The sequence below is a fragment of the Marinoscillum sp. genome (assembly GCF_040222955.1).
Classification (GTDB): Bacteria; Bacteroidota; Bacteroidia; order Cytophagales; family Cyclobacteriaceae; genus Marinoscillum.
This window is the reverse complement of record NZ_JAVKCA010000011.1, coordinates 100,801-113,605: the sequence shown is the minus strand read 5'-3', so window position 1 is coordinate 113,605 and position 12,805 is coordinate 100,801. Positions and strand designations below refer to the sequence as shown.

The following is a 12,805-nucleotide window of genomic DNA, read 5'->3' as shown; positions in this document are numbered from 1 at the left end:
CTTGAAGCTTTATCTGGTAGAAAGCTACTACAAGTCAGGAGTAGAAATATTGACCCTACTCAACCAGCATTATGATTTTGGTCAGGCTGGAGCCTAGGAGACTTTCTTCTTCCAGTACCTGATAAGTCCGGCTACACTCATCCAGCTGGGATTGGCGGCCTCATATTGCCTGACACCATGCGGAGATACGCCTAAAGCGCGGAGCTGGTCTCCGGTATAGTTGGAAAATAGTGGGGTCATTTCATCTGCACCCATCCCGGATTCCCATTGGATTTTTATCCAGTTGGCCCAATCTGTGAGCATCCCCCTGAGCTCCTGAATATGTGATTCGATCTCAGTGATCTGCCCGTAGTGGGTCAGGTACAAGGTTTTGGCTTTTCGCTCCAGGAGGATATCTAACGATCTGTTCCAATCTTCGAGATTGATATCGGGAGGCGGGCAAGGCGGCACCACGGGACCAGCACCTATTTTGACACCTGCCACATCTCCGGTGAAAATGACCTCATCAAGCTCCCAGGCAATGTGATGTTGGGCATGGCCCGGTGTGTGCAGGGCTGTGAAGGTATGGTCACCGATGGTGAGTGCTTCGCAATGCCCGAGCGTGATCAGTTGATCACCGGGAATTTTTTCCATAGCCCCCCAAAGTGGGTCCATCTGATCGCCGTAGATTCTGGCAGCAGATTCGTACAGTCTCGTCGGGTCCTCCATGTGCGTGGCACCAAATGGGTGTAAGTAGATTTTTGCCCCTGTTTTGGCGAATGCCCAGGCCGCTCCGGCATGATCAAAATGGATGTGCGTGAGCAGGACATGCTGAATGTCTGATGGCTGGTATCCATGCCGACCTAGTGCTTTTTGCATGGCCGAAAAGGTGGAATATGGACCCGACTCTATGAGCACCGGTCCGGCGCTGGTCTCTATTAGGAATGAGGCAATGGCGTGATCTATGCCCTGAAATTCAAGATCTAAAACGTGAATCATAAGGAGTACTTTTTGAATATAAAAAGGAGGTGGTCAGTAAATCTAAAGTGATATTTTAATGGTTAAATTTAACGCATCGAAAACGAGCAGACATCTTGAAATCCAGATAAATGAGAAAAGACTATTTTCAACAGCATATGCCGGAAAACGTTTGCTTCGGTTGTGGAGTGAGCAATGAGGATGGCTTGCATGTACAGAGCTATTGGGAAGGGGAAGAAGCGGTGTGTACATGGCATTCTCAGGAAAAGTATCATGGGTGGGCCAATTTGCTGAACGGAGGTATTCTTGCTACCATCATTGATTGCCACTGTATGGGTACTGCTATGGCGGATGCTTATAGAAGAGAGGATCGGCCATTAGATTCGGCGCCCACCTACCGATATGCTACGGGTACCATTACCGTGAAATATCTCAAGCCCACACCCAACGAACACCCGATAGAGCTGCGAGCTCAGGTGACCGAGGTGAAAGGAAAGAAGACAGTAATGACCTGTACGGCTCGGGTGAATGGTGAAGTGACTGCCTCGGCGGATGTCATAGCCATTCGTGTGTTTGACAGCAGTACGCATGACGGTGCCAACCCATTTAAATAACAGAATAACTTAGCTACTTTATCTGACGACCCATATGTACCCAGAACTAGTTACCATTGGCGATTTTACCATTCATACTTACGGCTTCATGATTATGCTGGGAGCTATTGCCGGCTACTTTTATGTGTCCACGGTGGCGAAGCGTGAGCTTGGCATTGCTCCCGAAAAGATCCAAACTCTGGCTATCCTCGTTATTGTAGCTGCATTTGTAGGGGGTAAGTTTTTCTTTTATCTGGAGAAACCGGATTATTATTTCCACCCGATTTCCAATATGTTCAAAGGACTCAGGACAGGTTTTGTGTTTTACGGATCCCTGTTGTTTGTCATTCCCGTTACCGTTTGGTATTTCAGAAAGCAAAAGTGGCCGGTTTGGTCTTTGATGGATCGGATGGCCATCGCAGGCTGTATTATTCACTTATTTGGTCGGATGGGATGTTTTTTTGCGGGGTGCTGTCACGGATTGCCAACAGAGAGTGTTTTTGGAATCACTTTTACAGACCCCGAGAGCCAGGCAGAGCCCTTAAATACGGCCCTGCACCCCACTCAACTTTATGAAGTAGCCTGGATCAGTACTACGCTTGTTATCCTGTGGATGTTCAAGCGATATAAGCGTTTTGAGGGGCGGCTATTTCTGGTTTATATTGTGCTATATGCGATCGGGCGGTCTGTTATAGAAATTTTTCGGGGCGATATCAGACGAGGCTTCATCATTGAGGGCGTGCTCTCACACTCTCAATTCATTTCACTGTTGATCATTGCGGGTGCAGTAGGCACCTATTACTACCTTCGGAAAACTAAAAAAGCATAGCCCCGTACTATCTGAGCATTCGGAGTCTCAAGGCATTGGGGAGCACACCAAACTCGAAGGGTGGATGACCAAAATATTCGCCATCGATGTGGGCTTCCAAAAGAGGGTTTTCCTCTATGCTGAGGTGTTTGCAGCGGGATAGTTTGACTTCAGGTAGTCGATTGTGGGTACCTTCTTTGAGTCTGTGGATATTTAGAAACCTGCGGAGTCCACTGATTTTCCCGATTTCACATACATCCAGGATGGTGTCGTTGATTTCCGCATCCGGGGTGAGTTTAAAACTTCCACCAAAGGTGGTGCCGTTGGCTACACAGAGTAGGATCAGATCTTTTTCCCAGGCAGATTTATCCTGAACAAACTTAAAGCTTCGTGCCTTGTAGGTAGCCAGAATTCTCAGCACATAATAGTAATATTTGGTAGGCCCCTTGAGGAAACTTTTTTTGCGGAGCATGTCGGCCACAATCTGACCATCAAAGCCTACGCCCACGCCATTGACAAACTTTCGTCCATTGCACAGGCCAAGATCTATGGTGTGAATGACTCCTGTCTCCAGTACTTTCAAATAATCATCTATCGAATGGCCGACTGGATAATTTTTCACAAAATCATTACCCGTTCCATTGGGGATAATACTTACAGGCACGTCGTATTGGAGTCCGTTCACTGCCTCATTGATGGTGCCGTCCCCCCCAATAATCAGCAGATCAGTAAATGATGGATCGAAATTCTTCTCCACGATCTTCCAGGCATTGTGCTTTTTGGAGGTTAGGAATACCTCGTATTTGTACTTTCTATCATTCAGAAAATCGATGACATCATTGAGAATATCCTCGAGCCTGGTGCTCCCGGAAGCCGGGTTGGCCACCACGAAAAATTGTCGCTTCACATCCTAAGGTTAGTAGTAATTAAATATAGACTTAGAAAGGCAGATTCCCTAAGTCTACGTTTCCTCCGGTGAGGATTATGCCTACGTTTTTTCCGGCAAACGTATCTTTTCTTTTTAGGAGGGCCGCAAAAGGTACCGCGCAGGAAGGCTCCACGATGATTTTCATTCGTTCCCAGATGATCCGCATGGCAGTGATAATTTCTGCTTCGGAGACTGTAATTACCTCTTTCACTTCTTTTTGAATGATTTCAAAGTTGCGCTTGCCCACAGTAACCTTGAGCCCGTCGGCAATGGTGTTGGGGTTTTTCACAGGCATAATTTTCCCGGCCTTCATGGATTGGTACGTGTCGTCAGCTTTCTCGGGCTCTCCCAGGATCACCTCAATGTTAGGGTCCAGGTATTTGGCAGCGAGGGCGGTGCCAGCAGCCAGTCCACCACCACCCACGGGGGTCATAATGACCTCCAGGGACTCTTCCGCTTCGATGAATTCCTTGGCTACAGTGGCTTGCCCGGCAATTACCCGGTAGTCATCGAAGGGGGGCACAAAAATGGCCCCGGTTTTGGCGATGATCTCATTGCAGGTTTTGATCCGCGATTTTTCGTTGGCTTCACAAAGAATGACCTCAGCTCCATATTCTTTGGTGGCTTTTATTTTCACCTCGGCGCTGTTTTCGGGCATTACCACATAGGCTTTCGTCCCGGACAACTTCGCTGCCAGAGCCACAGCCTGTGCATGATTACCCGAGGAGTGTGTGGCAAACCCATTGACACGCTCCTCCGGCCGAAAGCCCAGGATCATATTGGCAGCACCGCGCATTTTGAATGCTCCGACTTTCTGAAAATTTTCACATTTGAAGAAAACCGTACAACCAGTCATCTCATCAATAGAGTTGGAGGTCATCACGGGGGTTTCCAGTATGATTTTGGAGATGCGCTGATGGGCTCTCTTAATATCGCTTAAGCTTGGTATGCTTTCCATTTATTCGTTGGGATTTTAAAATTAGTGCGCCTCCAGCCAGTTATTGCCTCGGCCAAGCCCTATTTCCATAGGTACCTCCAGCTGGATGGCAGTTTTCATAAACTCATCTACTTTGGTGGTGAGCAGGTCAATTTCACTTTTGTGGGCGTCAAATACGAGTTCATCATGCACCTGCATGATCATTTTGGATTTGAGTTTTTCTTGCTTCATCCAGTTGTGCACATTGATCATGGCCACTTTGATCATGTCTGCAGCACTGCCCTGAATGGGTGCATTGATGGCGTTGCGTTCTGCAAAGCCCCGCATGGTGAAATTTTTAGTGTTGATGTTTCTCAAATATCTCCTTCTGCCCAGAATGGTTTCTACATACTCTTGTTTACGGGCCTTTTCGATAACGTCGTCCATGTAGCCCTTTACTTTGGGAAATTCTGTGAAGTAGGCTTCAATGATTTCACCGGCTTCAGAGCGTGAGATGTTGAGGTTTTGGGAGAGGCCGAAAGCGGAAATTCCGTAGATAATTCCAAAATTCACTTCCTTGGCTTTTCGGCGCATGGCAGACTCCACCTGATCTAAGGGTACTTTGAATACTTTGCTGGCGGTATTGGCATGGATGTCCACACCCTCTTTGAAGGCCTGGGTCATACTTTCATCACCGGAGAAGGAGGCCATAATGCGCAGCTCTATCTGCGAGTAATCCGCTGAGAGTATTTCATATTCTTCACTCCGCGGGATAAATGCTTTTCTGATCTCCCTTCCCTTTTCGGTTCTGATTGGAATATTCTGCAGGTTGGGGTTGTTGGAACTGAGCCGCCCCGTAGCCGCGATGGTCTGACGGTAGTCTGTGTGTACCCGGCCATCGATTTTACTCACCATTTTAGGCAGGGCATCCACATAGGTGGATTTCAACTTTTGGTACTCCCGGAATTCCAGAATTTTGGAGGCAATTTCGTGTTCGTTGGCCAGCCGTGAGAGTATGTCTTCGCCGGTAGCATACTGCCCGGTCTTTGTTTTTTTCGGGTCTTCAATGAGCTTAAGTTTGTCAAAGAGAATCTCGCCGAGTTGTTTAGGAGACCCGATGTTAAACTCCTGACCGGCGATTTCAAAGATTTCCGTCTGAGCTCTGAGGCTCTCCTGCTCCAGTTCTTTGGACATAACAGACAGTGCCTGCTCATCAATTTTCACCCCTTCGTATTCCATGTCTGCCAGCACATAAGACAGTGGTTCTTCCACCTCATGCAGGAGCTTGCCCAGGTTAAACTCCTTGATTTCAGGTTCCAGCTTTTCCATCAGCTGAAAGGTGATGTCTGCATCCTCGCAGGCGTAGTCTTTCACCAGGTTGAGGTCTATGTCGCGAATGTTTTTTTCTTTCTTGCCTTTGCCCACCAGTTCGGAAAATGAAATGGGGGTATAGTTGAGGTAATTCTCAGCCAACACGTCCATGTTGTGTGCAGTTTCCGGGTCTATCAGATAGTGAGCGAGCATGGTATCAAAAATGGCTCCTTTCAGCATGACGCCATAGTTGCGAAGAATCTGCATGTCATACTTCAGGTTCTGCCCGATTTTGGTGGTTTTCTCATTTTCAAAAAGCACCTTGAACTCCTCTACAATGGTCCGAGCCTCTTTCTGATCTTCGGGAATCGTCACATAGAAGGCCTCACCCTTTTTGAAGCAAAACGAAATGCCCACGAGCTCTGCTTCGATAGACTCCAGACTGGTGGTTTCCGTATCAAAGCAAAAGGCATCAAGTTTAGTCAGCTGAGACAAAAGAGATTTTCTGCCATCAGGGCTGTCTACCAGCTGATAGGATACTTTTTTCTCTTCAAAGTTGTCTTTGCTGGAGGCAGGCGGTGCACTGATGGCACCTCCAAAAAGGCCCAGCTGGCCCGACTCTTTCTCAGCAGTAGTGTCACCGAATACCCGCTTGGCAATGGTTCGAAATTCCAGCTCTTCGAAAAGTGGTTTTAAAGCCTCTGGGTTGGGGTCGGAGAGCAGCAGGCCTTCTTCATCAAATTCAATCGGTGAATCCACATTAATGGTGGCCAGCTTCTTGGAAAAAATCCCCTGATCTCCGTGCGTTTCTATTTTGGTTTTCAGCGCACCTTTGAGTTGGTCTACATTGGCAACTATATTCTCAACGGTCCCAAATTCTTTCAAAAGTTTGGAGGCCGTCTTGTCCCCGATGCCAGGGACACCCGGAATGTTGTCTACAGAATCTCCCTTCAGGCCCAATACATCACGTACCTGATCCACATTGTCAATGTCAAATTTTTGCAGTACTTCGGGGATACCGAGTACATCCACGGCATTGCCCATGTAGGCTGGTTTGTAGAGGAAGATGTGGTCTTCTACGAGCTGTGCAAAGTCCTTATCGGGGGTCATCATGTACACCTCGAAGTTTTCACGGGCCGCTTTTTTGGCCAATGTGCCTATGAGGTCATCTGCTTCGAAACCATCCAGTTCGAGAATGGGAATATTGAAGCCGGCAATTATTTTTTTGCAATACGGGATGGCCACACCAATTTCTTCAGGCTGAGACTGGCGTGTGGCCTTATATTCTGCAAACTCTACGTGACGAAAGGTGGGTGCGTGGGTATCAAACGCAACAGCAATGTGGCTTGGTTTTTCCTTGGTGATGATCTCCAAAAGGGAATTGGTAAAGCCCAAAATAGCCCCGGTATCAACGCCTTTGGAGTTGACAATGGGGTTTTTACTAAGGGCAAAGTGAGCGCGATAAATGAGCGCCATGGCATCCAACAGAAACAGTTTTTTCTTTTCACTCATGCGAGTAAAGGTAGTCCAACCGTCACTGAAATGAAATGTGTTTTCTACCGGCGGGCAGTGATAAAATCATACAAATGTTTATAGGCATCCGTTGCTGCCGCCTCGTTGTACACCGGGTTGCTGGGATTGGCAAAACCATGACCAGCATCGTATGACTTGAGGATGAGCTCGTTATCCGTCTTACTCATGTTTTCTTTGAAAGTCGCTGCTACCTCCGGGGTGATCCACTGGTCTTGTTTGGCGAAGATTCCCAGCACATCGCAACTTAACCCCCTAAGGCGTTCTATGTCCGTTTCGGGCATGCCATAAAACATTATGGCCGCTTTGGCCTGAGGGCCTATCTCGATGGCCGCCTGCAAGGACCAGCCCCCGCCAAAGCACCAGCCCACCGTGTAGATTTTAGCATCCTTACCCGTGTAGGTTGTAGCGGCATTGATGATGGCCTGTGCCCGTTCTGTTTGTACAGACTGCATATAGGTTCTCGCATCTTCACTGTTGTCAGCCACTTTACCGTCATAAAGATCGAGGGCGATGACATTCATGTTCTCGAATTTTGAAGCAAACTTATCTGATTCGGTTTTTACGTAGCTATTCAGCCCGTACCACTCGTGAATCACCAGCAGGTATTCTTTTGAGGGCTTTTTGGAGGCAACAAAATAGGCGTTTGCGTCTTCACCGCCAGGTACCTGATAAGTAATCATTTTTCCGGTGAAATCCTGATCAGTATTGGGTAACGGATCCAAGTGAATGTTGAGAAATCCTACATCATTGGCCAGCGAAGCAAAACGCTGCGTGGTAGTGTGGCATGCTGTCATATCAGCATCCAGGCGTGCTGTCGTCGGATGATCACTTATGCTCAGATTCCAAAACATAAGGATCACCGCCAGTACGGGGAGTGTAGTTACTTTGATTTTCATGGTTTTTAAACGTTTAGGACAAGGATGGCACTGAATAAGATAAGTTTAAAAGGAAAAAGAGAAGAATTTTGTTCAGGGTTCCTGAAAAGAAGGGAAATAAACTTTGAAGCATGTACCAGGATCGAGCGGGGTATGTTCGATTTTCCCACCATGCTTTTTGATAATGCCATGGGAAATATACAAACCCAGTCCTGTGCCTTTACCCTCTTCTTTGGTGGTGAAGAAGGGTTCGAATATTTTGGAGAGGTTGGCTGGTGGAATGCCGGTGCCATTGTCTTTTATTTTCACAATACTCTGATCGTTTTCCCAGTAGACCTCCACAATGATTTTCCCTTTTTTACGAGGCTGAACGGCATCAATGGCATTTTTGAGGAGGTTGAGGAGGACCTGATTGATTTCTGTGGTGTTGCCAAGGATGACCAGTTTTTCATTGCGGGCAATCCAGAAGTGGATCTCTGGGTGGGCATTTTGTAACAATATGCACGTGCGACCAACGAGCTCGTTCAGGGAAATCTTAGTCACCTGATTTTCAATGGCCTTGGGAGAGATCTTGAGCAGGTTATCGATCACATCCGATGCACGTTGTGATCCTTCGATGATGTTGAACAGCAAGTTGTGAATCTCCGTGAAAGTTTGCTGTGTCTGCGCCAGTTGTCTATATGTCATGGCCTGTTTGATGTCTTCAAGGTCCTGGATGATGGGCTGCACATTCCCTCCGATATAATTCAGGGGGTTGTTTAACTCATGGGCCAGGCCGGCAGTGAGCCGTCCAATAGAAGCCATTTTTTCGGACTCTATCAGCTGGTCTCTGGTTTGACCCAGCTCATTGATGTACTGCTCTTTCTGGGTGATGGTTTCTAACAGTTTTTCATTCAGGGCCTGGAGCCTGATGTTTTGCTTCACTGCTTTGCGTCGCTCTTTGTCAAACTCAGACTTGACCATATAAGTAATGATCAAAATGGCCATTGAGAAGATGATATAGTTAACCGGGAACACAGAAGTGTCTACGGTACTGTCAATCCAGCTGGTTTGCAGCTGTATGATGACCAGGGTAATGATAAAGGCAGCTGAGAAAAGGAAGAAAAAGATTTTCTTACGGGAAGGAGAAATAACTATGGCCACCAGCCCAACGGAAATACCTGCTGTGGCCGTAGTGCCATAAAAGCCCCCGAGCCGATACCAAAAAAAGACCGATGCAGCAAAGAGGAACCCAATTAGCGGGATTCGGAGGAGGTTGAAATACCCTTTGTATTTGGAGAGCAGGTAAAAGACGATTCCGATCAATGCAACAACGAGATCCATCAATGCCAACGGAGTCCATCCGAAATTCAGCAATGCCCTGCTCATCAGGTAGGTCATAATGACAAACTGAATCAGACAGATATACTCGAAAAGGCGCTTTTCGAGGGCATTTGATTGAGGAAGATGGTCTAGCAAGGTTGAACGGAGTTTCCCGATCAGAAAGAAAAACAAAAAAACCGGACTAAGCCGGTTTTTTGTGAAAAATTAAATTCCTACCATCACGAAGGCTCCCCAGTAATAAGGAGATTTCCATTTGGCCTTAAGTCTTTTCTGAGCGATGATGAATGCGTCCTGTTTGGTTTTACCTCCCAGCCATTCTTCATAAAAGATGGTCATGAGCTCCTGTGTGGCGTCATCATCCACTGTCCACATGGACATGATAATGGCATCTGCACCTGCTACCTGAAAGGCCCGCTGAAGCCCGTACACGCCTTCACCATTTTTGATTTCACCAAGACCTGTTTCGCAGGCAGAAAGTACTACCAACTCTGTTTGATCCAGGTTGAGGTTCATGGCCTCAAAGGCTGTCAGGATTCCGTCTTCATGGTGATACACCTCGTCTGAAATTTTCCCTTCACTGATATAGCTGTTGGCTCCAGCCAAAATGAGTCCGGATCGCAGCAGTGGGTTTTGTACATATTTGTCCTGACCTTCCATTTCTTCTTCTTCACTTTCCAGGAAGAAGCCGTGGGTAGCAATGTGTAATGTACGTGGGCTCTTCATGTTTTTAATGCTGTCTTCCAGTGCGTCATTGCTGAGGTAGGTGGTTACACTGGCATTTTTCAGCTGATAAAGGCTATCAATCAGGTTAACTTCCTTTTTAGTACCAGGCAGCAAGGCCAGCATTTGGTTAGATCGCATGTACCGGAGCATGTTACCTCTGATACCCCTTGGTAAAGACCCGCCCCTGCTCAGCGAAGCAATGTCGGTATCATCCCCTCCGCGGCTTCCTCTTACGCCCCGGCTCATTCCACGTCCTTCACTGGCAGCATCTACAATACCTTTGGCAGTAGATCCACCTTCTTCCTTTTTACTGTCAAGTACACCCATGTTGTAGTTGGGATAACCAAACAGATAGGACTTGTTATCGGTATTAGGATCAGCATTCAGAGCGACCAGATCCTTGGTGTTGGTCACCAGTTGAATTTCTAGCTCATCCAGTGTGAAATTGCCGGTAGCGGGGTTTCTCAGGGTGTAAATACTGATTTGATTGAATACTCCGTCCGGAGAGAAATACACTTTTTTGATCCCTTCTAACTTATTGGCTATGGGTCTCCAAAAGAGTTTGTAAGAAAAGTCCTCATCGATCTTGTACTTAATGGCGTTGCGGTAGTTGGAAAGGTATTTCGTCTCCATGAGTTTACCATTTCTCATCAGTACCATTTCCGGATAGTCCTTGGTTTGATCTGTAATGATCAGTGCAGCATAATAAACCTCATCGGTAAATACACCGGCAGAATCTGGCGTGAAATCCCTAAAACGGATGACTTCCACTGCTGCTTCTCCCGGCTTCAGTTTGGTTTGGATGTCTTTCCAGGTGAGGTTGCGGCTGGCCACGGTCTGTGCGAAAACGGAAGATGCTTTGCTCAGCTCCTTTTCCAATGCATTGGAAGAAGCATTCAGGGAGTCAATTTTCTGATTTCGGATGTTGGCCGGGATCTCAGAGGCACTAAAAAGTTTTGCCAATTGCTCTTTTTGCTCAATCCAGGTCTCGTATTTGCTGATGAGTGCCGGGTCATTACTATTGACGATGGCATCTTTTACCTTGTTGGTAGCATAGAGAATCAAGCCTTTGGTCGCGAGCTGGTAATTATACATTTCGCTGATCAGCTCTTTTTCTTCCCGACTGGTTTCTACGATGAATGAATTATACTGCTCGAAGGCAGGCTTTAGGTTGTTGTAATAAAACTTTGATTTTTCATCTTCACTCAGGATGGGGAAGATCATATTGATCTGGTCGAAGTAGTTTTTGAAGGTTTCTTTGTAAAACCCAAGAGCCGCATCCAATTTGTTTTTGTTCCAGTTCAGGATGGCCATTTTGTTCGTGCTCTTGGCATAGTCTGAGTGACCCGTGCCCACACCTTTTTTTCTCAACTCAAGGGCCTGAGCATGGTATTTTTCAGCCAATGTCACATCACCATCTGTGAAGTAAGCATCACCGAGGTTATAGTATGCAAATGAAACCTGATACAAATTGTCTCCTGCTGCTTTTTCCACCAGTTCAATGGCTTTGAGGCCATTTTCTTTGGCTTTGTCCAGTTGGCGTGTTTGGGTATAGAGGTAAGTGAGGTTTTGCAGTACCCGGGCATAGTAGAGATTTTCCTGGCCCATATCAGCTTTGAATACACCTGCGGCGATCATGAAGTACTTTTCTGCCTTGGCGTATTTTTGTGCATACATGTAGTTGGAGGCAAGGTTGTAGGCTTCCATGCCATAGACAAAGGATTCGGTTCCATAAAACTCCTCATCAGCGGCAAGGTTCTCCAGGTATATTTCTTCAGCTTCGTCATAGTTGCCAAGGAGTTGCAGGATAAGGGCGAGGTTGCCCTTGAGTGCCAGCTGATAATCAGAATAATCTCCCTGAAGTCTGTCCATGATAGAAAGTGCTTCCTGGTACACCTCCTCGGCCACCGGGATTTTGCCGATGATGGTATAGAGACCCCCCATACTGTTGAGGACAGAAACATACTCTACCGAGGCATAAAGTCCATTTTCCTTTAGGATATCCAATGATTCCAGCAATGCTTTTTCGCTCTTGCGATTTGACCCGGACATCTGATAGAAATCACCTGTAAACTTCAAAAGCATGGCTTCTTCGAAGCTTTTGCGATCCACATTCTTTTTGAGGTCTTTGATGAGCTCCAGGCCTTTGTTGAACTCTTCTGTGAATACATAATGATCCAAAAGTGAGGTGGCAGAGATGAAATAGTCTTCACTTTTCACGCCGGAGGCAGCTTCTTCCAGACGTAGGAGCTCCAGGTACAGGCTTTCGGTCTTGCCGTAGAAGCCAAGCTCATCCTGAATGTAACCCAAATTAAAAATCAGGTTTTTGATGTCGCCGCCTTCCGTACCGAGTGCAGATCGCAACTCATATTCTTTCTGGTAAAACCCCAAACTCTTGTTGAGGTCATTTTCCCAGTAGAGATAAGCCTCTCCCAGAAAGCCGTGCATCAAGGCCCCGAGGGTGTCTTGCTTATTCAGAAAGAGGTCTGTGATCTGGCCCTCACTTTTTAGAATTCCCTCATAATCACCTTCAGCGTAATACTGCTCAAGCTTTTCGTAGAGCTTTTCGGCCTTCTTATTTTCAAACTGATACTGTGCTAGGGCAGACCCGAAACAGGTCAACACCAATAAAGCGAAAATGTATAATCGAGTCATGGCGGAATTAAATTTTTTTTATAAGAAATATAAAATAACTAATATTTTTTGAAGCAAACAAATATTGACAGGTTGGTAAAAATAAATAAATACAATGGTTTAAATCAGGAAATCATTCTATCCCACCCAAGACCATGTTGATCGAAAGTTATTAGCAATTCAGCAGAGATGAGGTATCCTTTG

9 protein-coding genes are annotated in these 12,805 nt (G+C 46.5%); 2 read left to right on the top strand and 7 right to left on the bottom strand.

The genetic code is table 11. The features are described from left to right. Positions 1 to 93: 93 nt before the first annotated feature. On the bottom strand, positions 94 to 978 hold the full coding sequence (locus RIH33_RS10350) for an MBL fold metallo-hydrolase (protein ID WP_406652105.1): 885 nt from the start codon (positions 976 to 978) through the stop codon (positions 94 to 96). Positions 979 to 1,088: 110 nt separating this feature from the next. Here RIH33_RS10350 and RIH33_RS10345 point away from each other — a divergent pair, with 110 nt between their 5' ends. Together RIH33_RS10345 and lgt are read left to right on the top strand one after the other, a co-directional pair. Beyond that, positions 1,089 to 1,571, top strand: coding sequence for a PaaI family thioesterase (locus RIH33_RS10345; RefSeq protein ID WP_406652102.1), 483 nt, complete (start codon positions 1,089 to 1,091; stop codon positions 1,569 to 1,571). 34 nt (positions 1,572 to 1,605) lie between these two features. Then, positions 1,606 to 2,379 (top strand): prolipoprotein diacylglyceryl transferase, encoded by a 774-nt coding sequence (gene lgt / locus RIH33_RS10340; protein ID WP_406652101.1) that lies wholly within the window; start codon positions 1,606 to 1,608, stop codon positions 2,377 to 2,379. A 7-nt stretch (positions 2,380 to 2,386) separates the two neighbouring features. Here the strand turns inward: lgt and RIH33_RS10335 are convergent, their stop codons facing one another. The 6 genes from RIH33_RS10335 to RIH33_RS10310 all read right to left on the bottom strand — a co-directional run bounded on the left by RIH33_RS10335 (position 2,387) and on the right by RIH33_RS10310 (position 12,622). Then, positions 2,387 to 3,265, bottom strand: a complete 879-nt coding sequence (locus RIH33_RS10335; RefSeq protein ID WP_406652099.1) for a diacylglycerol/lipid kinase family protein — start codon at positions 3,263 to 3,265, stop codon at positions 2,387 to 2,389. A gap of 31 nt (positions 3,266 to 3,296) precedes the next feature. After that, positions 3,297 to 4,244 carry a threonine/serine dehydratase gene (locus RIH33_RS10330; protein ID WP_406652097.1) on the bottom strand — a complete coding sequence of 316 codons (948 nt, stop codon included), beginning with the start codon at positions 4,242 to 4,244 and terminating at the stop codon, positions 3,297 to 3,299. 21 nt (positions 4,245 to 4,265) lie between these two features. Beyond that, the gene (gene polA / locus RIH33_RS10325) at positions 4,266 to 7,025 is read right to left on the bottom strand and encodes a DNA polymerase I (protein ID WP_406652096.1); all 2,760 of its coding nucleotides are present in this window, start codon (positions 7,023 to 7,025) and stop codon (positions 4,266 to 4,268) included. Between the two features lie 44 nt (positions 7,026 to 7,069). Further along, entirely contained in the window at positions 7,070 to 7,942 is an 873-nt protein-coding gene (locus RIH33_RS10320; protein WP_406652095.1) for a dienelactone hydrolase family protein, read from the bottom strand. A 72-nt stretch (positions 7,943 to 8,014) separates the two neighbouring features. Then, positions 8,015 to 9,379: an ATP-binding protein gene (locus RIH33_RS10315; protein WP_406652093.1), complete on the bottom strand. Its 1,365-nt coding sequence runs from the start codon at positions 9,377 to 9,379 to the stop codon at positions 8,015 to 8,017. 69 nt (positions 9,380 to 9,448) lie between these two features. Then, positions 9,449 to 12,622 carry a CHAT domain-containing protein gene (locus RIH33_RS10310; RefSeq protein WP_406652092.1) on the bottom strand — a complete coding sequence of 1,058 codons (3,174 nt, stop codon included), beginning with the start codon at positions 12,620 to 12,622 and terminating at the stop codon, positions 9,449 to 9,451. Between the last annotated feature and the right edge of the window lie 183 nt (positions 12,623 to 12,805).